Below are 19,899 nucleotides of genomic sequence, written 5' to 3' on the forward strand. Positions count from 1 at the left end.
TCTATAGATGCGGACTGTTTTAAAAGAAGGCTGGGCGCTAGTGCGCATACGCTTTTATATCGTTATCATTTTATTTTTGTATCGTCTGCTGTGGGGAGTATTTCTCTATCGGCTGGTACAGTCGGCCGTTGTCCCGCTGCTGCTGCGTTATCCTGATCAGAGCCAAAACGAGCTGGGAAAGACCTTGTTTTGGATGGAGGGCCAGATCGCTTTGATGGACAGCCGGGAAGTACACGTATATTTATGGATACTACTAGGGGCGACCGTATTGCGCGTCCTAATCACTCCCTTCATTAGAGCTGGCATATATCAAAGCCTGTATACCGATGCGTCTGAACCGCAAAGCCTGTCCTTCTTCAAGGGGATGAAACGTCACGGTATGTCATCTCTGTTGTATTACATCATCGAGTTGGGTTTGCTGCTGCTTCCCGCCTTCTGGGTGGTACCGAGACTCTATCCTATTGTAGCAGGAACGCTGCAATCTTCCTCTTACCTGTTGCATTTGTTGCCCTATGCCATTGGGTGGGTGGCTTACGGTTGGTTCATTCGGCAGTGCATCCTGTATATGCAACTGGGCACGGTCAGTGGTCATGCCATACTATCGTCCCTGCTCGCCTTCTTTCGCCAGCTTCTTCCGGCTGTAAGCGTATCTCTCTTGCTTGGTGCTTGTGTGCTGCTGGTCTTCGGTCTATTTGGCACCGTAGCGATGATTTGGACTGGTATGTTGGCGCTAATTCTCCAGCAATCGTATCATTTTGTTACCAGTCTGGTCAGGCTGTGGCATATCAGTTCGCAGTATCGTCTATGGCACATCGATATCTCCAGCAGAGGCTAATCCCTCTCTTTATGCTTTCTCCTGCATTTTTAGCTGTCGAAAAAACTTTTTTCTTTCCCGTGCAAACGGCACATAACTGAATACTGTTAACAGAATCTGTTCCTAGGGCGTTAGGAACAGATTTTTTTTGTAACTTTTTGCGATGAAACATTTGCCAAAGCCTGCTGTCTTTGTTACAATAATCGCAGTGAACTGATAGTAACAACTTTGTAATCTTTATTGTAACCTTTATCTTAAAAACATCGTTGTCGTGAATACTGCTCTCCAAGGTGCACATCTTAAGTTAAGCCTAATTCCTGGCACCTAGGAAGCGGGGGAACCAGTTTGGGTGAATTGATCTCGCAACAGAGTGGTCATAGGGGAACCTTCTACCGAATCCTTAAGCTAACCTCGCAGGCATTGGAAGGGGTATATTTTTTTTGAAGAAGAAGCTAACGATCGCAGCCATGGGTCTCGCCATTGCCTTTACATCTTTTACATTCGGTGGCAGCAGTGCATTTGCAGACTCTAAGATGGACCAGGTCATCCAAGATGCCAAAGGAACGAACTATAGAAGCGGAGGTACTACACTCGAGGGATTCGATTGCTCCGGCTTCACAATGTATGTATTCAACAAACTGGGAATTAAACTGCCGCATCAATCTGGATCACAATTCAAAATGGGAGCTTCTGTATCCCGCGATGAAATGAGACCAGGCGACCTGGTGTTCTTCAACACCACAGGAAGAGGCGTTTCCCATGTAGGTATCTTCGTAGGTGAAGGGAAATTCGCCCACTCCTCGACTTCACGTGGTGTAGTAGTTAGCTCACTGAACGAAAATTATTACGCTAACCGTTATGTCGGTGCAAAAAGAATTATGAGCACAGACGCTTACCATTCTGTAGCTTCAGATATTCCTGATGACGACAACGTAGAATAACTACCGCACAGCAAGCTAACCCTAGCCGCAATTTGATTCTGGCCGGAATCGAATTGCGGTTTTTTATGTCCACTACATCAGTAATTATTATCATTACTGACGAACTGACACCTCAAAAGGTTTCAGTTTTAGCGAACATCGTCGGTTTACCGCCACCGCTGGGGGAGCATATGAGCAGTAAATCCTTCTTATTGAATGTATACCCGACTTAGGTACGAAATAAACACGCTTGCCATTCTCCTACAACTTGTCTACAATCTGTGGTTAATGATTGAAGTACCTACATAAGGAGGAATGAAAAAGTGCCGGCCTCAATATCCAACTACCGGATTGTACCGATGGACGAGCATCAAGCGGCTGAAATCTGTGAGTGGCGCTATGATCCCCCCTACAACATATACGGCTGGCTTCCCTGGGAACAAATGAAGGCACTTGAAGTTGAATTTGGAAGTCCCACGCTTCGCCAAGAGCAATATGTTGCCGTACTGGACGAAGAGAATGAGCTGACGGGATTTGCTCAATATTTTCCTATGGTCGGTGTGACCCGGCTGGGTCTTGGAATGCATCCCGAAAGATGCGGACATGGCACAGGCTCCGATTTTGTCCGGGCCATTGCGGAGGAAGCCAGACGACGTCATCCACAGAATGAAATTGACCTAGAGGTTCTCACCTGGAATCAGCGGGCTATACGAGCCTACAAGGCAGCTGGATTTGAGCTGACGGATACCTATGAACGTCAGACTCCAGATGGCAGAAAACCGTTCTATTGTATGGTATATCGTCCTGAACAACAGAACCGGGTTCTATAAATAAGAGCGCCTTCGCTATACAACCGCGATGTTGTATAGCGAAGGCGCTCTTAATATATACAACAGATCATTATAAAATCAATGACTGCTGCGCATTTTTTCAAAAGCTTCATTATATTGTTGGGCTTCCTTAATATCTACGGCCATAATACCGCCATCGTCCCAAGAGGTCAAACGCAGAGTCACGGTCTTGTAATCAATCGTAATAAATGGATGGTGATTGAATGCCTCAGATATAGCGGCAACTTCATCCACGAATGCAATTCCCTTCATAAAACTGGAAAAATTATATTTCCGAACGATCCAACGTCCTTCCTCCAGTTCCCAGCCCTCCAGTTTCTCCAGATGCGCTTCAATCTCTTCTTGTGTAAAAGGCATGTTACGAACTCCTCCCCGTTTATACGGAAGCCTTTTAGCCGCTTACATGCGGCCAAAACTACGATATATTGGTGTACATATTACCACGGCCCCGTTGATAAATCCATAAGACGGCCTTTAAATCAAAGGGACCGACGTCAGCTCCTCATCTCCGATGAGTACATAGATCCGGTGCTGCTCCGGCTCATAAATCACAACGCCGCTGCCTACAGTGATTATGGGCTCCGTACCCAGTGCATAAAATAGGTCTTCTGCCAAAGCTTCATTGACTTCCTGACGCCCCATCGGGTTCAGCCTGTCCCAATCTTCTGCTTCCATTTCAAAAAATTCATAGCTATCTGGGATGCGTCCCACAGCCTCTGTCAAATCGTTCAAAATTTGTTCATACTCGCGCCCATGCTTTACTCCCATGCTATTTCCTCCAATGGTTCAGCGATTCAATACATAATCACTTTATTATACCGGAAATTGGCCCTTAACAAAAAAGAGAGTTTTGTCGATAAATACTATAATCCGTCTCATAATGACGCGCTTGGGGCAAGGACGACCCATGCGGCATGAAAGGATTCAAAATCTATTCTCATGGATGAGGTGTATCATGCAAATTACAACCATTATTGGACTTGTGCTCGGGCTTTTGTCACTGGTCGTCGGGATGATCCTGAAGGGCGCGCCAGTCGTCAATCTGGTCAATAATCCCGCTGCTTACATGATTATTTTCGTCGGAACAGCAGCAAGTATATTCATGGCGTTTCCGATGGATGACATGAAACGAGTGCCAAAGCTGTTTAAAATTATTTTCACCCAGCAGAAATTGCTGGATCGCAAGGAGCTTATCGGTACATTTACCGAATGGGCATCCATTACCCGTCGTGAAGGTCTGCTCGCGCTGGAATCCAAGGTCGAAGAGATCGACGATCCCTTTATGCGCGGCGGTATGCGAATGATTATCGATGGTAATGATCAGGAGTTCGTACGCGATGTTCTGATGGAAGACATTAACGCTACCGAAGATAGACACCGCGCCGGCGCACTGATTTTCTCCCAAGCCGGTATGTACGCTCCAACACTCGGGGTACTTGGTGCGGTTGTAGGTCTGATCGCCGCTCTGGCCGACCTTAGTGACATGGAAAAACTGTCCCATGCCATTGCAGCCGCCTTTATTGCAACGTTGCTCGGTATTTTTACAGGTTATGTCCTATGGCATCCAATGTCCAACAAGCTGAAACGGCTATCCAAAAAAGAAGTGGAACTTAAGTTAATGATGGTCGAAGGTCTGCTTTCCATTCAATCCGGTATCTCGACGATTGCCATCAGCCAGAAGCTAGCAATCTTCCTAACTCCAACCGAACGGGCTTCGATGACCCAGAAGGATGGCGATTCCAGTGAGTAAAAAGAGACATGAACCGCATGAAGAGCATGCTGACGAAAGCTGGCTGTTGCCATATTCCGACTTAATGACCCTTCTGTTGGCTCTTTTCATTGTCTTATTCGGTATGAGCTCGCTCGATGCCAAAAAATTTGAAACTATGGCTCAATCCCTGAGTTCAGCTTTTAGTGGCGGTACTGGCGTGCTGGATCACTCAGCCGCGAATCCGTCGTCACAATCCATGGATATGGGCAAAAATAAAGAAGAGGTATCACAACCCTTAAAATCGAAAGCCACTTCCACCTCTGATCTGCAAAAGCAACTCGCCCAGCGGGAAGAAGAAGATTTAAAGAAGCTTAAAAAGCAAATGGATCAGTATATTCAAAATAACGGCCTGTCCACCCTACTGAACACCAAGCTGAACCAATCCCAGCTGATGATCACCATTAGTGATAATGCCCTGTTTTCATCCGGGCAGGCCGAAGTAAAGCCAGAAGCGAGAAAGCTGGCCAAATCCATTTCCAGCATGCTCCAGCAGTTTCCTGGTTATGATGTTATCGTATCCGGTCATACGGACAATGTACCTATTTCCAATAGTCAGTTCCCGTCCAACTTTGATTTGAGTGCCAAGCGTTCGCTCAATTTCTTGCGTATTTTGTTGCTCAATCCGCAGCTCGATCCTACCAAGTTTGTATCCATCGGATATGGCGAGTATCGACCATTGGCAGGCAATCAAACTGGAGCAGGACGCGCCAAAAACCGTCGTGTCGAAATTTCCGTTCTTCGCAAATATCAGAACGGTACACAAGTTATTAGTCCTACCTCAAGCTCGAATGAAGGTTGATCATGAATATGTTATATGAACAAAGGCACCGCCGCATTTTTTATGCAGCTGGTGCCTTTTACTTTAGGGATTTCTGTTCTCTAGCCCTGTCATATACGAGGGACAAGCGCTGTAGGCTATAAGAAGGCCTCTGGCATTAGCTAAGTGTATAATCAAGCATCTGGCCCAGTTCCAGCTTTTCAGCCTCTGTTAAATCACGCCAGGCGCCTTTCTGAAGGGATCCCAAACGAATATTCATGATTCGCAGGCGCTGCAGTTTCTTAACTTCATAACCGAAGGCAGCACACATACGTCGGATCTGACGATTTTTCCCTTCTGTCAGGATAATACGGAATACATACTCAGATACACGTGTTACTTCACAGGGCAGCGTTCGATGACCGAGTATCTTTACACCGCTGGACATCCCCTGCACAAAGGATGGTGTGACCGGACGATCCACTGTTACGATATATTCTTTCTCATGTTTGCCTTCTGCCCGTAAGATCTTATTCACAATGTCCCCATCATTGGTTAATAAAATGAGACCTTCCGAATCCTTATCCAGGCGTCCAATTGGAAATATCCGCTGCGGGTGCCCCACAAAATCGACAATATTGCCTCTAATGTGGCTCTCTGTCGTGCTTGTAATGCCCACTGGCTTGTTCAATGCAATATAGACGTGATCGGACTTATCGCGCAGTGGCTTGCCGTTCACACGGACGTCATCGCCTTCCTCCGCTTGACTGCCCAGCACGGCCACTTCGCCGTTAATCGTCACGCGGCCGCTCTCTACCAGCTTGTCCGCCTCCCGGCGCGAGCAAAAGCCAGTTTCGCTGATAAATTTGTTAATGCGCAACCTGTGTACCCTCCATTTCTACGAACACACTTCCTTCTGCCCCCAGCTCATTACTCAGGCTTGGCGATCGGAAGCTGCACGAGGGCGGTTGTTCCCTCTCCCTCTGTGCTTTCAATATCCAGTGTGCCTTTATGGCTCTGTATAATACGCTGGCTGACCATAAGCCCTAGTCCTGTACCTGTTTCTTTGTTTGTGACAAAAGGTTCTCCCAGCTTGGATAGCATTTCTGCGGGAATACCCGTTCCCTGGTCCCGTATGAAGATTTTAACGCTTTCTCCCTCTAAGAACAAATGAATTGTGATGATGCCACCTTTACTCATAGCCTCCATGCTATTTTTAAGTAAATTAATGAATACCTGTTTTAACTGATTTTCTTCAGCATATACCAAGGCAGGCTCGTCCGTGACCTGAAGGTTGAATACAATACCCAACAGATGCGCCTGGCTATCCAGTAAAGAAATAACATCACTCACAATATAACGAACATCTTTTTTCTGAAAATGCACTGCCTGTGGCTTCGCCAGTATTAAAAACTCGCTAACGATCAAATTGATGCGATCCAGCTCAGACATCATAATATCGTTGTGTTTCATATTCAACACTTGATTTTGCTGCTGTAGTTGTAGGAAGCCACGTAGCGTGGTTAATGGGTTACGAATCTCATGCGCTACGCCTGCCGCCAGTTGCCCTACGGTTGTCAGCTTCTCTGATCTACGCAGCAGTTCTTCCATCCGGTTGCGCCCCGTAATATCACGCGAAACACAGATAAAGCCTAAGATTTCGCCTTGTTCATCCAGAATAGGGGACGTACTCATACTAATCTCTACTGTACTTCCATCCTTACGCATTCGTAGGGTCTCACTTGATACGATGCTTTCTCCCTGAAGCAGGCTCTCCTTCTGAAATTCATACTCCTCTTGTTGCTGCGGAGGTACAAACTCCAGCTTACGGCCAACCAATTCCTTCTTAGTCCATCCGTACAAAGCTTCGAAGGCATGGTTAACCCGAATAACACGATCCTCCTGATCGGTTACATGAATCGCATCTGCCGTCTGATTAATAACCGATTCTAGATGCTCCTTTACAGAACGGTTTTCTTCATACATCTGTTCAAGTCTTCTCGTATACATCCCCAGATTGTAGGCCATCGCATTGATGCGCTCACCCAGCCGTGCAAGCTCATGGCCGCCCTTAATTTCTAGCCGTGTATCAAAATGGCCGTCAGCCATCTCGTTCACTTTTCCCAAAATCGACTGAATCGGACGGACAAATAGGCTGGCGAGCACATAGCTTCCAATGATCACAACCTCCAATAGAACAATGGAAATAGCAACTAAACTAATCAATTGCTTAGATATAACAGAAGCGATTGTATCATAATTCATGACAATACGAATGACATAGGCATCACGGTTTGTCGGATAAAAAGGTATGTAACTGACAAGCACTCGTTCGCCTTTAATATAGCAATCTTGTACGATACTCTCTCCCGAAAGGATCGCCCTTGACACGGCCAAACGATCCTCAGGCACTCTCGTTAGTTGATACGTGCCGAATTGGATCGGTTCGTTGTACATGTAATAGTGTTTTCGGTCGTTACCGTTCTTGTCCATCGTAGCGCCACCAAAGGTTGCAGGGTTGATTCCTGTTATCTCCAAAATGCGATAATCCACTTGCTGAGTCTGCTTCACAATCTCAGCTGGACTCAAGATAGGTATAAAATCCTGGACTGAAGTATCCTGGAAGGATACTCGAATTAAGTAGTTGCGTTTTTGGTCATAATAAAATCCCCATTTATTAATATGTGAGGAGGCTGAATCTGTGTAATCAAAAGAACTGGTCCAAAAATGATCCAGATTCTGACCATGCGCCATGGCCACCTGTCCATGCTCATATAATTGGTCAACTGCATTTTTCCAATACCCCATTAATGGATCGGATGACGTTAGCTCTTTAGGATTCGAAGATTTGACAACCTTATACCCCTGTCCATCTCGGATCATCAAAGAGATATTAATATCCCTGTGGAGTGTAGCTATCTGTTGTAGCTGTTCCTGCTGGATATTTCGGATGTCGGGATCAAGCTGATTGGCAGCCAACGTAGCAGAGAGCCACAGATTATATCCGAGCTGCTTGTCAACAGCCTCCCAACTATGTCGGGTTTGTTCAATAGCTCCTCCGATGATTTTAGCCGTCAGAACCATTTTGGTTTCACTGTCACTTCTTAGATTTTCGTGGGTCGTGTAGTAATTGAGTGCGATGTTTAACAATAGGATAAACAGGACCGACCCCGACAAAATGATCGTTATTCTGATTTTTATCGACACACTGATTTCTCACCTCTTGCCGTATGCTGGCGATTACTGGCAATTGCTAACTCAATGATACCGTAATAGTGCCTGGGATACCAGCATTTACATTTACCGGATATACATAAATACACATCCTGTGAACAATGTTGTCAATAGGCGAGCATTTACCTACAATGTATTAAGATAATCATCCACATATAGTCCACAAATACACAGATGTTATTATAAACTGTGGATAAACCTGTGGACAAGTATGGTGTTATCCACAATTTTATTCACATCATGTTAACAACGGAATACTTGTTCGTTGGATAATTCCGCGTTTGAAAGGAGCATTTTCCCAGTGACCATTATGGATCACGCCTATTGGATGAGAGAAGCCATTCAGGAAGCGTACAAGGCAGAAGCGTTGGGTGAAGTCCCCATCGGAGCTGTCATTGTAAAAGATAATGAAATCATCGGTCGCGGCTACAATTTGCGCGAGACCGACACCGACCCAACTGCACACGCAGAGATGGTTGCCATCCGGCAGGCCAGTGAGCATTTGGGAGCTTGGCGCCTGCTGGATTGCAGGCTGTATGTCACTTTGGAGCCGTGTCCGATGTGCGCTGGAGCCATTGTGCAATCACGCGTCCCCCATCTAATATACGGCACCACAGATCCCAAGGCGGGCTGCGCAGGCACGCTAATGAATTTATTGCAGGAGCCTCGGTTCAATCATTGTACAGAAGTAACCAGTGGTGTACTTCAGGAGGAATGTGCCTCCATGCTAACAAACTTTTTTCGGCAGCTCCGGCAAAAAAGAGCGGCTGCCAAATTGTCTCCTCCTTCATCATCCTGAGGAGGAAAGTCTAAAGCTCTTCATCTCACTGCTAATTCCTCATGAAAGGAGATCACCCCATGCCTATGAGCTTGTATAATACGCCTCAAGGTATCTTTTTACGTCCCCTAAGCTTGGAGGATGGAGAAGCTCTTCTCGCCCTTAGGCTTCGAAATAGGGACTCTCATGCGCCCTATGAACCGCTGTATGAGGATTCATTTTTCACTTTAGAGAAACAGCAGGATTACATCCGTGAGAGATTGCGCCAAGCGGAAGAAGATCGAGGATACTTGTTTGGTATCTTTCTCCTAAAACAAGAACGGCTGATAGGTTATATTTCTATTTCCAATCTGGTGCGTGGAGTTGGACAATTCGCCGATGTCGGCTATATGATGGATCAACATGAGCAGGGAAAAGGGCATATGACGGCTGCCTTAAAATTGATCATACAGTATGCCTTCCGTGCCTTATCTCTACATCGCCTCCAAGCAGGCACCCTTCTCCATAATGATCGCTCACAACGCGTATTACAGAAGTGTGGCTTTCAGCCAGAAGGTATTGCTCGCAAGCTGGTACAGATTCAGGGCGAATGGCAGGATCATCAGATGTTCGGAATTCTAGCTGAGGATCACGTGTGACGAATCTCAATAACCGCACGGAGGATAACTTAGTCATAAACAAAAAAACCGCCCGGCCTACGCCGAGCGGTTTTCTTACATCACATTCGAAGGAATGATGTTTGTAATCATGTTACCTCCTAATTAAGGAGATACAGTTTGCATTTTTTGTTGTAGCTGTTCAATAGTCAGAACTTGATCAGCTGTTGGAATACCCACTTTAAATGCTGCTTTTTCATTGATTTTGCTGTATTGCGAGTAGCCTGTTACAGACAATTTCACATTGTCTTTCGTAGAAGGATCATTCACTTCCACGTTCGCATTCAGATCTTGATACACAGGAACGTTATCCTTGTTCAGAGCAGTGTTAATGTCAAACTGTTTCACTGTCAAATAGTTCTTCAACTCATCCAGCTTTTTGCTGACTTCGCTGGTGTTGGATTGCAGTTCTTTCTTCGCTTTAGCCAGTTCTTCCTTCTTCACTTGAAGCATGCTAGCATATTCGTCTTTAGACATAATATCTAGGACCTTAGGAAGCGCCTTAGTAATAAATGTATTAGTCGCTTGCTTCACATTGTCGTTCGTGATTTTAAACTGAACCACTTGTTTAGCTTCAACGCCTTGTGGCAATTTAGCATCTTTAGGATCAATATCAAAGAAATACGTAGCTTGATCATACTCATTCATAATCGCAGCAATCACTTCGTTCGCAAATTTTTGCGATTTTTCCTGATCCATAGTTGCAGGGTTAAACTCTTGTCCTGATTGTTTAGCCAGTTCTTGTGGATCAATGAGTAGGAATTTACCTACAACATCCTGTGGAAGCGGGTAAAATGGAATATTAGGAATTTTAACGTACAATTTATCTTTAGTCATTACCATTGGAATCGTAAAGCTGGTAGAAAGATCACCTTTCAAATGAATGCCCAGCGTCATTTCAGATTGGAAAGGCTCTTTTTGGTATACACCATCCATTGTAATATCAGCATTTTTCAGCATGCTAGTTACCATTGCACTTTGCTCAGCTGGAACAGAGGCAGAGGTAATTGTCAGTTCCTTAACGGTAAATTGACTTTTGGATTCATAGGAATTCAGCTTCATAGCATTTGCTGTACCGGTCGTAACAGCTTCCTTCGGTTCTAACTTCTTGCTACAACCTACCAGCGCTACCGTCATAAGCAACACCATAGTGAGGACCAAGACGGATAATTTTTTACTCATTGTGTAGATTCTCTCCTCTCAAATTAACCCCTTTTTTTATGCTATAAAAAAATACACACCTTCTATTTTAACTCATATTCACAAACGGCGAAACACTTATTGGAAAATTTTCTTACAATAAGCACAAAGACACCCTGGCTCTTTAACCAGGGTGTACTATACTTTGTAATATTTTTAGGAGAAAAGTCTGACTGCTTATGAACCTTGTCTGTTGTGGTGATCGACGTGATTCCGCTGTTTCACCTTCTTGGAACCGGATAGGGGCTCTTGTTGATGACTACGCTCACGCTTTTCATTACTTCCGCCAGAATCCTGGGCCTCGGGAACAGGAACAGCTCTAGGCTTGCCCATTTACGCATCCTCCATTCTAAGTCTAAATTATTGGTACATCAACAAATCCGTTTATTACCATTTAAAATAGGACTATAGATGGGTCAGATCTTCCGTTTTATCGTGATTCAGTGAATCCTGATGACGACGATCATTACGATCCTGCTGCACTTGCTGTGCCTGATGACTATTTACTGGACGTTGCTCCAAATCATCGACAATGTTGGACAGGTTTTTATCCAGTCCATTTTTGGCCTTTGTCATGTAGCCTACCTCCTCATTCCTTCATGACTACGAGTGTGTCAATGATTGTAATGTTTGAGCACATTGGTGAATGTGCCGAGTATAATCGGACACCAGCTGTTGAATGATATCTGTTCGTTCATCCACAGACCGCCCGTCACGCTCTACATCGACTAAGCTAACCTGTACTTCCCGGGAATCTACATACGTACACGCAAAATCAAAGGAGTACATTTGTCGGCCTTCTACCTCGATATGGATTCGTATAGCCCGGTTATCGGCTTCATCTGCCTGTACCTGTGTTTTATCCCCTGAATTCAAAAGAATCGGCAGTTGTTCCTGCCAGGCCTCTACCAGCTTTTGCTGATCTACTGTCATTTCTCGATTCATGCCAGCACCTCCACATCTGATAACGTGTGAAAAAAACAGGCTTTTTATACAACAAAAAAGCCATTCTTCACGATTCCTGATCATTAGCATATAGAACCTAATGTACCAGCTATCGTATTTGAATGGCTTGGTTTTATTTAGAATATGGCGGAGAGGATGGGATTCGAACCCATGTGAGCTTGCACTCTAACGGTTTTCAAGACCGCCCCGTTATGACCGCTTCGGTACCTCTCCAGGTGGTAAATGGATAAAGCTGCTTCCCTCTATCAAACAACTCAGGCGCAACAAAATTATTTTACCACAGAATTTTTAAGAATGCAAGGCTTACTGTTTAGGAGTTATAACCTCAATGCCTCGCATGTATGAACGCAGCACTTCGGGAATCACAATGCTTCCATCCTCTTGCTGATAGTTCTCCAAAATAGCAGCTACAGTCCGCCCTACAGCCAACCCTGAACCGTTCAGTGTATGTACAAATTCAGGCTTTGCCTTCGCATCTGGACGAAACCGGATGTTTGCACGACGTGCCTGGAAGTCTTCTGTGTTGGAACAGGAAGAAATCTCACGGTACATGCCGCTCTCAGGCAACCATACTTCCAGATCGTACGTTTTGGCAGACGTAAAACCCATATCCCCTGTGCAAAGTGCCAGCACCCGATATGGAAGTCCGAGCAGCTGCAAAACACGCTCAGCGTTATTCGTCATTTTCTCTAATTCTTCATAAGAGGTATCCGGGTGAACCAGCTTGAGCATTTCCACCTTATTGAACTGATGCTGACGAATCAAGCCACGTGTATCACGTCCTGCAGATCCTGCCTCTGAGCGAAAGCAAGAGCTGTATGCCACATAATATTTAGGAAGCTGATCTGCATTCATAATCTCTTCACGGTGGTAGTTCGTTACCGGAACTTCGGCCGTAGGAATGAGATAATACTCAGTATCACGCAATTTAAACAAATCTTCTTCAAACTTTGGAAGCTGACCCGTTCCGTACAGACTGTCTCGATTTACAATGTATGGAGGTAGCATTTCTTCATAACCATGCTCACTACTGTGCAGATCCATCATAAAGTTAATTAGCGCACGTTCCAAACGCGCTCCCAGTCCCTTATAGAACGTAAAACGAGAACCCGTCACCTTAGCTGCAGCCTCAAAATCAAGAATATCTAGATCCTGAGCCAACTCCCAATGTGCTTTGGGTGTAAAAGAAAACTCGCGCGGCTCTGACCAGCGACGAATTTCCACATTATCCTCTTCAGAAGCGCCTACAGGCACAGTCTCATTGGGGATATTAGGGATCGACATCACCAGTTCGTCGATCTGAACTTCCAGTTCACGCACTTGCTCATCCAATTCTTTAATACGATCGGAGACCTGGCGCATTTCAGCAATAAGATCATCCGCATTTTCCTTATTCTTCTTCAACTTGGCTACTTCACCAGATACGACATTCCGACGATTTTTGAGTCCTTCACTTTCCTGAAGCAACTCACGACGGCTTACATCCAGATCTGTAAAACCATTAATCAGATCCAGAGATTTACCTCTGTTCTGTAAAGCTTTCTCAACCCGACCAAGCTCATTACGCAAAATCTTTATATCTAACACAGGTGATCCCTCCTACACTACAAACCTGACTTTCCGCTATCCGCGGACCATATCCACGAAATACTGATGTAACCGGTAATCGTCTGTTAATTCCGGATGGAAGGATGAAGCCAGCAAATGGCCCTGACGGGCTGCTACAATCTCGCCGTTATATTCAGACAGCACATCTACTCCCATTCCGACAGATTGTATTAAAGGCGCGCGTATAAACACCGCACGAACCGGCTCCTCAATCCCTTTAATGTTCAAGTCTGTTTCAAAGCTTTCTCGTTGGCGACCAAAAGCATTACGCGATACTGTAATATCCATTAGTCCCAAATGTGCTTCTTCCTGTCCTTGAATCGTTTTGGCCAATACAATCAATCCCGCGCAAGTGCCAAATACAGGCTTGCCTTGATTGGAAAATTGACGTATAGCCTCTACAAAATCATACTTGCGCATTAGCTTGCCGATAGTTGTGCTCTCACCACCGGGAATGATAAGACCGGACAGCTCATCGAGCTGTTCGATCTTCTTCACTGCTATACCTTTAGCACCTGCACGTTCAACGCTTCGTATATGCTCAGCCACAGCGCCTTGCAGCGACAATACTCCTATTTTCATGCCGGCCCCTTCTTTCTTACCAACCACGATCTTGCATGCGCTCATGCGATGCCAGTTTGGAAATTTCAATGCCTTTCATAGGAGTTCCCAAATTCTTGGACACTTCTGCAATCAGCTTGTAATCCGTGTAATGAGTGGTCGCTTCCACAATTGCCCGTGCAAATTTCTCAGGGCTGTCCGACTTGAAGATACCAGAGCCTACAAAGACACCATCAGCGCCTAAATGCATCATCAACGCAGCATCCGCAGGTGTTGCTACACCGCCTGCTGCAAAGTTGACCACTGGTAGCTTACCAAGCTCATGCACTTCCAGCAGCAGTTCATAAGCAACTCCGAGGTTTTTCGCTTCTGCATACAGCTCGTCCTTCGACAGGTTTTGCACCTTGCGAATTTGACCATTAATAAACCGCATGTGACGAACAGCCTCAACAATATTTCCAGTTCCCGGCTCACCCTTTGTACGGATCATAGATGCGCCTTCACCGATACGACGCAATGCTTCCCCTAGATCCTTGGCTCCACAAACAAATGGAACGGTGAACTCCCGCTTATCGATATGGAACACCTCATCTGCAGGTGTCAATACTTCACTCTCATCGAGATAGTCAACACCGAGAGATTCGAGTACCTTTGCCTCAACAAAGTGACCAATACGAGCCTTAGCCATAACAGGAATAGAAACAACCTTCATAACCTCTTCCACAATCGTAGGGTCAGCCATACGAGCAACCCCACCAGCTGCACGGATATCCGAAGGCACTCGTTCAAGAGCCATTACGGCTGTAGCGCCTGCTGCCTCTGCAATTTTAGCCTGTTCAGCGTTCATGACATCCATGATTACGCCGCCTTTTTGCATCTCTGCCATACCTCTTTTTACACGCGAAGTTCCCGTTTCCATGTCGTTGCCTCCTGTAAGGGTTACGTTTAGATTCTAACTTAAGATTTTACCGTACGAACGCCAAATACACAATCATTTCAAGTTACAAAATAAGTAATGCAGGACACGTTAGGTCGATTAGCATTTCATCTTTAGAAGAGATTCTTAATTCCCTGGAACAAATCGCCGAAGAAATCACCAATTGCCCGGAAAAGCATTCGGAACCAGCCACCCTCTTCTACTGCCGTGGTTGTAACCAAATCAACAGTTTTCGTCTGGCCTTTATCCACGCCATCCGTTTTGTATGTGTACGTAATTGTACCGACTTTAGCCCCTTGTTTCAAAGGTGCCACGAGAGAGCTTGCTGGTGTTATGTTCGTTGTAAAGGTTACCTTAGGATTGCTTGCACCCTTAGGTACGATAAAACTTACTGCATCTTTTGTGACAATCGGCACTTCTGTTTCCGTACCTTTGGTTACAGGCACATTCTCAACGCCCTTAACCACCGTCTTTGGAGCAACAACCTGCTTCACTTCAAAGTTATCAAAGCCATAGTTCAGTACTTTAGCCGTCTCTGTAAAACGATGAGGCTCTGAATCTGCTCCCATAACTACACTAATGAGACGCATTCCATTACGCTCAGCCGTACCTGTAAAACAGTTTCCAGCATTGCTCGTATGGCCCGTTTTCATACCGTCCAAGCCAGGATAAGCAAATTTTCTAAAGTTAGTAATATTTTTGTTTGCTTCTAGCATCCAATTATAGTTAATAATTGGCGCTTTATCATTCGGTCGAAATTTGTACGATTGAATTGTGGTAAACCGTGTATAATCTGGATGATCCTTAATGATGTAACTGGCCAGAGTAGCTGCGTCTCTCGCTGTCATCACAGTTTCCCGGTCTGTGTCCGGTTGAAACCCTGTAGGCATATCCTTACGATCCAAGCCAGTCGAGTTGATAAAATACGTATTTTTCATACCCATTTTCTGAGCGGTTTCATTCATTAGTTTTACAAAATCGTGCTCGGTTCCAGATACGCGTTCAGCAAGAGCTACTGTGGCATCATTGGCAGAACCTACTGCCATGGCAATATAAAGCTCTTCTACCGTATGTTGATCCCCTTGAGCCAAAAAAATACGTGATCCGATACTCTTAGAAGCATTCTCGTTAACCGTAACCTTATCCGTCCACTTAAGTTTTCCTTGCTTAACCTGCTCCGCTACGAGGTACTCTGTCATCATTTTGGTCATACTGGCTGGCGGAAGCGGCTCATCTGGATTCATAGAGAGCAAAACCTGCCCAGTGGAAGGCTCAATCAAAATGGCCGAACGAAGTGCCAGACTAGGGGGGTTAATGGAACCTGTTCCCGTGATATTCGTTGCCTCTGTTGCCGCTCCAGCAGCAAAAGTAGCCACGCTTGAATCGAAATTGCCTACAACAGGCAAGGCCGACATATACATCATATTAAGCACCATGACTGCAGTCACACTCTTTTTAATCATGCTGCGTTTATTATTCTTTTTAAAATTGTTCGCTTTCAAATGAATACAAACTCCTCTCGTACCTTAACCCGATCCGCTATATATAACGAGACGGTGGTTACAGCCTTTACTCGGCCAAAGAATTAATGTTTTAGTGTTATACAATTTAATATCATTTCGTTTCCTAAGATATAGCTTGTCATGAGCATTCTGTGCTCGAATCTTCTTAACTGGTAGGAATCATCCAAAATACCTATGCGTCCTAATTCATCAATAACCTCATGAGAAGGCGGACACTTGTCTATTCTATCACAGGGGTATCTCTAAAAAAAGACAGGCAGAGCGAAATGCGCTCTGCCTGTCGTCAAGTCAAATACAGCTGAATTTTATAGAGAGTAGTTTGGCGCTTCTTTCGTAATCTGCACATCATGCGGATGGCTTTCGCGCAGACCTGCACCTGTAATACGGATAAAGCTTGTATCGTTACGAAGCTCTTCAATATTAGCAGTACCACAATACCCCATACCGGAGCGAAGACCGCCCAACAGCTGGTGAACAGTGTCGGAAAGTGGTCCTTTATAAGCAACGCGTCCCTCAATGCCTTCCGGTACCAATTTCTTGTCGTCATCTTGGAAATAACGATCTTTACTACCTTGCTTCATCGCAGCCATAGAGCCCATACCACGATATACTTTGAAGCGACGTCCTTGATAAATTTCCGATTCGCCTGGGCTCTCTTCCGTACCTGCAAAAAGACTTCCCAGCATTACTGCAGAAGCCCCTGCCGCAATGGCCTTTGTAATTTCACCGGAGTATTTAATACCTCCATCTGCAATAATCGGAATATTATATTCACGTGCTACTGTTGCACAATCATAAATAGCTGTTATTTGCGGAACACCAATCCCTGCAATTACGCGTGTTGTACAGATAGAGCCTGGGCCAATACCAACCTTAACGACCGATGCTCCTGCTTCAATCAATTCACGCGTTCCGTCACCCGTAGCTACATTACCTGCTACAATCGTCAGATCAGGATAAGTTTTACGCAACTCGCGGACTGCTTCAATAATGTTAATATGATGGCCATGAGCGGAATCCACAACAATCAAATCCACACCAGCTTTTACAAGTGCTTCAGTCCGTTCAAACGTATCCTTGGAAATGCCGACAGCCGCACCGACCAGAAGACGCCCTTGTGCATCCTTCGCTGCGTTCGGAAACTGAATAGCTTTCTCAATATCTTTGATGGTAATCAGACCTTTGAGGTAGTTCCCTTCATCGACTAGAGGAAGCTTTTCAATTTTATGCTTTTGCAAAATGACTTCCGCTTCCTGTAAAGTCGTGCCTACTGGTGCAGTTACCAATTCTTCCTTTGTCATGACTTCACTAATTTTAAGATCAAAATTGTGAATAAAGCGAAGATCACGGTTAGTAATAATACCCACCAGTTTGTTCTCTTCGTTTACAACAGGCACACCGGAAATACGGTATTTACCCATAACAGCCTCAGCATCGGACACCAAATGATCCGGAGTTAATGAGAATGGGTTGGTGATAACACCGCTCTCTGAGCGTTTAACCCGATCTACCTCTACCGCTTGCTGCTCAATCGACATATTTTTATGAATAACACCGATACCGCCCTCACGAGCCATTGCAATTGCCAACACTGCCTCAGTAACAGTATCCATACCAGCACTCATCAAAGGAATGTTCAGCTTCACGTTATCACTCAAACGAGTCGCTACGCTTACTTCTTTGGGCAGTACCACCGACTTACGAGGTACTAACAAAACATCGTCAAAGGTAAGGCCTTCCTTACCGAATTTATCTTCCCACACCAAGATGATCCTCCTTCAAAATGTTTAGTCTGTATTGGTCTTGTTGTCTGTCCGACATGGACAAATCAAGGCTCTCTGAAAATATATTATTGCAATCTTAGCAAAGCGGTATAGGGGTGTCAAGCCTTCATCAACAGCCCTAACCCGTAGTATTCCCCTGTACAAACAACTGTACTCCTACGAAGGACAACCATTATAAACAAACGGTTTTAAGGATAACTGTCTACTTACAAAAGTATATTTTACTTTGAGTAAGCAACAGAGAAGTAAGAATATAAGTAATTTCAACTACATGCAAAAAAGGACCATGATCTTATTGAGATCATGGTCCTTTTTACTTGTTGCTTGGCAACGTCCTACTCTCCCAGGACCCTGCGGTCCAAGTACCATCGGCGCTGGAGGGCTTAACGGTCGTGTTCGGGATGGGTACGTGTGGAACCCCTCCGCTATCGCCACCAAACATGAATTTACACCGTAAATTCTTTTTCAGGAATCAGCATCGCTAAATGCTGTGTGTTTGTCCGTGTAACTTCAGCTACTTGAGCTGACGATATACTGAACTTACACCCTGAAAACTGGATCCGAAACTTCCTTGCGTCTTATCTTAGGATAAGCCCTCGACCGATTAGTATTGGTCAGCTCCATGCATTACTGCACTTCCACCCCCAACCTATCTACCTCGTCGTCTTCAAGGGGTCTTACTTACTGGGAAATCTCATCTTGAGGGGGGCTTCACGCTTAGATGCTTTCAGCGCTTATCCCTTCCGTACATAGCTACCCAGCGGTGCTCCTGGCGGAACAACTGGTACACCAGCGGTACGTCCATCCCGGTCCTCTCGTACTAAGGACAGCTCCTCTCAAATTTCCTACGCCCACGACAGATAGGGACCGAACTGTCTCACGACGTTCTGAACCCAGCTCGCGTACCGCTTTAATGGGCGAACAGCCCAACCCTTGGGACCTACTTCAGCCCCAGGATGCGATGAGCCGACATCGAGGTGCCAAACCTCCCCGTCGATGTGGACTCTTGGGGGAGATAAGCCTGTTATCCCCAGGGTAGCTTTTATCCGTTGAGCGATGGCCCTTCCATGCGGTACCACCGGATCACTAAGCCCGACTTTCGTCCCTGCTCGACTTGTAGGTCTCGCAGTCAAGCTCCCTTCTGCCTTTGCACTCTTCGAATGATTTCCAACCATTCTGAGGGAACCTTGGGGCGCCTCCGTTACTCTTTAGGAGGCGACCGCCCCAGTCAAACTGCCCACCTGACACTGTCCTCGCACCGGATCACGGTACCAAGTTAGAACCTAGATACGATCAGGGTGGTATCCCAAGGATGCCTCCTCTCAAGCTGGCGCTCAAGATTCAACGGCTCCCACCTATCCTGTACAGATCGTACCCAAATTCAATATCAAGCTGCAGTAAAGCTCCATGGGGTCTTTCCGTCTTGTCGCGGGTAACCTGCATCTTCACAGGTATTAAAATTTCACCGGATCTCTCGTTGAGACAGCGCCCAAGTCGTTACGCCATTCGTGCGGGTCAGAATTTACCTGACAAGGAATT

At 45.5% G+C, this 19,899-nt stretch carries 20 protein-coding genes, 1 tRNA gene, 2 rRNA genes and 1 riboswitch (1 of these 24 only partly in view); of the genes, 7 read left to right on the forward strand and 16 right to left on the reverse strand.

What is annotated here, in order from left to right; translation table 11 throughout:
• The first annotated feature begins 7 nt into the window (after window positions 1–7).
• From BN1546_RS10785 to BN1546_RS10795, 3 genes are all read left to right on the forward strand, one after another.
• Entirely contained in the window at window positions 8–835 is an 828-nt protein-coding gene (locus BN1546_RS10785; protein WP_013368741.1) for a hypothetical protein, read from the forward strand.
• Between the two features lie 276 nt (window positions 836–1,111).
• Window positions 1,112–1,249: riboswitch (cyclic di-AMP (ydaO/yuaA leader) on the forward strand.
• A 5-nt stretch (window positions 1,250–1,254) separates the two neighbouring features.
• Window positions 1,255–1,755, forward strand: a complete 501-nt coding sequence (locus BN1546_RS10790) for a C40 family peptidase (RefSeq protein WP_013368740.1) — start codon at window positions 1,255–1,257, stop codon at window positions 1,753–1,755.
• Between the two features lie 302 nt (window positions 1,756–2,057).
• Complete coding sequence (locus tag BN1546_RS10795; protein ID WP_025677180.1) at window positions 2,058–2,564, forward strand: GNAT family N-acetyltransferase; 507 nt, start codon at window positions 2,058–2,060, stop codon at window positions 2,562–2,564.
• 78 nt (window positions 2,565–2,642) lie between these two features.
• Here the strand turns inward: BN1546_RS10795 and BN1546_RS10800 are convergent, their stop codons facing one another.
• Together BN1546_RS10800 and BN1546_RS10805 are read right to left on the reverse strand one after the other, a co-directional pair.
• The gene (locus BN1546_RS10800; protein ID WP_007428083.1) at window positions 2,643–2,942 is read right to left on the reverse strand and encodes a 4a-hydroxytetrahydrobiopterin dehydratase; all 300 of its coding nucleotides are present in this window, start codon (window positions 2,940–2,942) and stop codon (window positions 2,643–2,645) included.
• A 117-nt stretch (window positions 2,943–3,059) separates the two neighbouring features.
• Entirely contained in the window at window positions 3,060–3,353 is a 294-nt protein-coding gene (locus BN1546_RS10805; RefSeq protein WP_013368737.1) for a hypothetical protein, read from the reverse strand.
• 187 nt (window positions 3,354–3,540) lie between these two features.
• Here BN1546_RS10805 and motA point away from each other — a divergent pair, with 187 nt between their 5' ends.
• Both motA and motB read left to right on the forward strand, forming a co-directional pair.
• Window positions 3,541–4,335 (forward strand): flagellar motor stator protein MotA, encoded by a 795-nt coding sequence (gene motA / locus BN1546_RS10810; RefSeq protein WP_013368736.1) that lies wholly within the window; start codon window positions 3,541–3,543, stop codon window positions 4,333–4,335.
• Window positions 4,328–5,155 (forward strand): flagellar motor protein MotB, encoded by an 828-nt coding sequence (gene motB, locus BN1546_RS10815; RefSeq protein WP_013368735.1) that lies wholly within the window; start codon window positions 4,328–4,330, stop codon window positions 5,153–5,155. The genes motA and motB overlap by 8 nt, the downstream gene beginning before the upstream one ends.
• A 136-nt stretch (window positions 5,156–5,291) precedes the next feature.
• On the opposite strand, the gene rluF is transcribed toward motB, so the two are convergent.
• Both rluF and BN1546_RS10825 read right to left on the reverse strand, forming a co-directional pair.
• Entirely contained in the window at window positions 5,292–5,993 is a 702-nt protein-coding gene (rluF, locus tag BN1546_RS10820) for a 23S rRNA pseudouridine(2604) synthase RluF (RefSeq protein ID WP_014599354.1), read from the reverse strand.
• 50 nt (window positions 5,994–6,043) lie between these two features.
• Window positions 6,044–8,320: a PAS domain S-box protein gene (locus BN1546_RS10825; RefSeq protein ID WP_025677178.1), complete on the reverse strand. Its 2,277-nt coding sequence runs from the start codon at window positions 8,318–8,320 to the stop codon at window positions 6,044–6,046.
• A 328-nt stretch (window positions 8,321–8,648) separates the two neighbouring features.
• On the opposite strand from BN1546_RS10825, the gene tadA reads away from it, so the two are divergent.
• Both tadA and BN1546_RS10835 read left to right on the forward strand, forming a co-directional pair.
• Window positions 8,649–9,146, forward strand: a complete 498-nt coding sequence (tadA, locus tag BN1546_RS10830; RefSeq protein ID WP_013368732.1) for a tRNA adenosine(34) deaminase TadA — start codon at window positions 8,649–8,651, stop codon at window positions 9,144–9,146.
• 59 nt (window positions 9,147–9,205) lie between these two features.
• A complete protein-coding gene (locus BN1546_RS10835; protein ID WP_025677175.1) occupies window positions 9,206–9,763 on the forward strand; it encodes a GNAT family N-acetyltransferase in 558 nt (185 codons plus the stop codon).
• Window positions 9,764–9,886: 123 nt separating this feature from the next.
• Here the strand turns inward: BN1546_RS10835 and BN1546_RS10840 are convergent, their stop codons facing one another.
• From BN1546_RS10840 to BN1546_RS10890, 12 genes are all read right to left on the reverse strand, one after another.
• Window positions 9,887–10,963, reverse strand: coding sequence for a hypothetical protein (locus BN1546_RS10840; protein WP_058712453.1), 1,077 nt, complete (start codon window positions 10,961–10,963; stop codon window positions 9,887–9,889).
• Between the two features lie 195 nt (window positions 10,964–11,158).
• Window positions 11,159–11,314: a small acid-soluble spore protein P gene (locus BN1546_RS10845; protein ID WP_014599349.1), complete on the reverse strand. Its 156-nt coding sequence runs from the start codon at window positions 11,312–11,314 to the stop codon at window positions 11,159–11,161.
• Between the two features lie 72 nt (window positions 11,315–11,386).
• Window positions 11,387–11,557 carry a hypothetical protein gene (locus BN1546_RS27285; RefSeq protein WP_013368727.1) on the reverse strand — a complete coding sequence of 57 codons (171 nt, stop codon included), beginning with the start codon at window positions 11,555–11,557 and terminating at the stop codon, window positions 11,387–11,389.
• 27 nt (window positions 11,558–11,584) lie between these two features.
• Window positions 11,585–11,926, reverse strand: coding sequence for a hypothetical protein (locus tag BN1546_RS10850; RefSeq protein ID WP_013368726.1), 342 nt, complete (start codon window positions 11,924–11,926; stop codon window positions 11,585–11,587).
• Between the two features lie 145 nt (window positions 11,927–12,071).
• Window positions 12,072–12,160: transfer RNA gene (locus BN1546_RS10855), tRNA-Ser, on the reverse strand.
• A gap of 90 nt (window positions 12,161–12,250) precedes the next feature.
• Window positions 12,251–13,534 (reverse strand): serine--tRNA ligase, encoded by a 1,284-nt coding sequence (gene serS / locus BN1546_RS10860; protein ID WP_013368725.1) that lies wholly within the window; start codon window positions 13,532–13,534, stop codon window positions 12,251–12,253.
• 36 nt (window positions 13,535–13,570) lie between these two features.
• Window positions 13,571–14,137 (reverse strand): pyridoxal 5'-phosphate synthase glutaminase subunit PdxT, encoded by a 567-nt coding sequence (gene pdxT, locus BN1546_RS10865; protein ID WP_090737469.1) that lies wholly within the window; start codon window positions 14,135–14,137, stop codon window positions 13,571–13,573.
• Window positions 14,138–14,153: 16 nt separating this feature from the next.
• A complete protein-coding gene (gene pdxS / locus BN1546_RS10870; RefSeq protein ID WP_013368723.1) occupies window positions 14,154–15,035 on the reverse strand; it encodes a pyridoxal 5'-phosphate synthase lyase subunit PdxS in 882 nt (293 codons plus the stop codon).
• Between the two features lie 131 nt (window positions 15,036–15,166).
• Window positions 15,167–16,555, reverse strand: a complete 1,389-nt coding sequence (locus BN1546_RS10875; RefSeq protein WP_090737471.1) for a D-alanyl-D-alanine carboxypeptidase family protein — start codon at window positions 16,553–16,555, stop codon at window positions 15,167–15,169.
• Between the two features lie 326 nt (window positions 16,556–16,881).
• On the reverse strand, window positions 16,882–18,339 hold the full coding sequence (gene guaB / locus BN1546_RS10880) for an IMP dehydrogenase (protein ID WP_013368721.1): 1,458 nt from the start codon (window positions 18,337–18,339) through the stop codon (window positions 16,882–16,884).
• 343 nt (window positions 18,340–18,682) lie between these two features.
• Window positions 18,683–18,799 (reverse strand): 5S ribosomal RNA (gene rrf / locus BN1546_RS10885).
• A gap of 145 nt (window positions 18,800–18,944) precedes the next feature.
• Window positions 18,945–19,899: ribosomal RNA gene (locus BN1546_RS10890) — 23S ribosomal RNA — on the reverse strand (it continues 1,972 nt past the right edge of the window).

This window comes from Paenibacillus sp. Mc5Re-14 (genome assembly GCF_001049835.1).
Classification (GTDB): Bacteria; Bacillota; Bacilli; order Paenibacillales; family Paenibacillaceae; genus Paenibacillus; species Paenibacillus polymyxa_C.

Excerpts from the sequence above, each read along its gene's own strand:
- BN1546_RS10785 (WP_013368741.1), top strand. The coding sequence starts at position 8 with ATGCGGACTGTTTTAAAAGAAGGCTGGGCGCTAGTGCGCATACGCTTT.
- BN1546_RS10800 (WP_007428083.1), bottom strand. The coding sequence starts at position 2,942 with ATGCCTTTTACACAAGAAGAGATTGAAGCGCATCTGGAGAAACTGGAG.
- BN1546_RS10805 (WP_013368737.1), bottom strand. The coding sequence starts at position 3,353 with ATGGGAGTAAAGCATGGGCGCGAGTATGAACAAATTTTGAACGATTTG.
- motA (WP_013368736.1), top strand. The coding sequence starts at position 3,541 with ATGCAAATTACAACCATTATTGGACTTGTGCTCGGGCTTTTGTCACTG.
- BN1546_RS10835 (WP_025677175.1), top strand. The coding sequence starts at position 9,206 with ATGCCTATGAGCTTGTATAATACGCCTCAAGGTATCTTTTTACGTCCC.
- BN1546_RS10840 (WP_058712453.1), bottom strand. The coding sequence starts at position 10,963 with ATGAGTAAAAAATTATCCGTCTTGGTCCTCACTATGGTGTTGCTTATG.
- BN1546_RS10845 (WP_014599349.1), bottom strand. The coding sequence starts at position 11,314 with ATGGGCAAGCCTAGAGCTGTTCCTGTTCCCGAGGCCCAGGATTCTGGC.
- BN1546_RS27285 (WP_013368727.1), bottom strand. The coding sequence starts at position 11,557 with ATGACAAAGGCCAAAAATGGACTGGATAAAAACCTGTCCAACATTGTC.
- BN1546_RS10850 (WP_013368726.1), bottom strand. The coding sequence starts at position 11,926 with ATGAATCGAGAAATGACAGTAGATCAGCAAAAGCTGGTAGAGGCCTGG.
- pdxT (WP_090737469.1), bottom strand. The coding sequence starts at position 14,137 with ATGAAAATAGGAGTATTGTCGCTGCAAGGCGCTGTGGCTGAGCATATA.
- pdxS (WP_013368723.1), bottom strand. The coding sequence starts at position 15,035 with ATGGAAACGGGAACTTCGCGTGTAAAAAGAGGTATGGCAGAGATGCAA.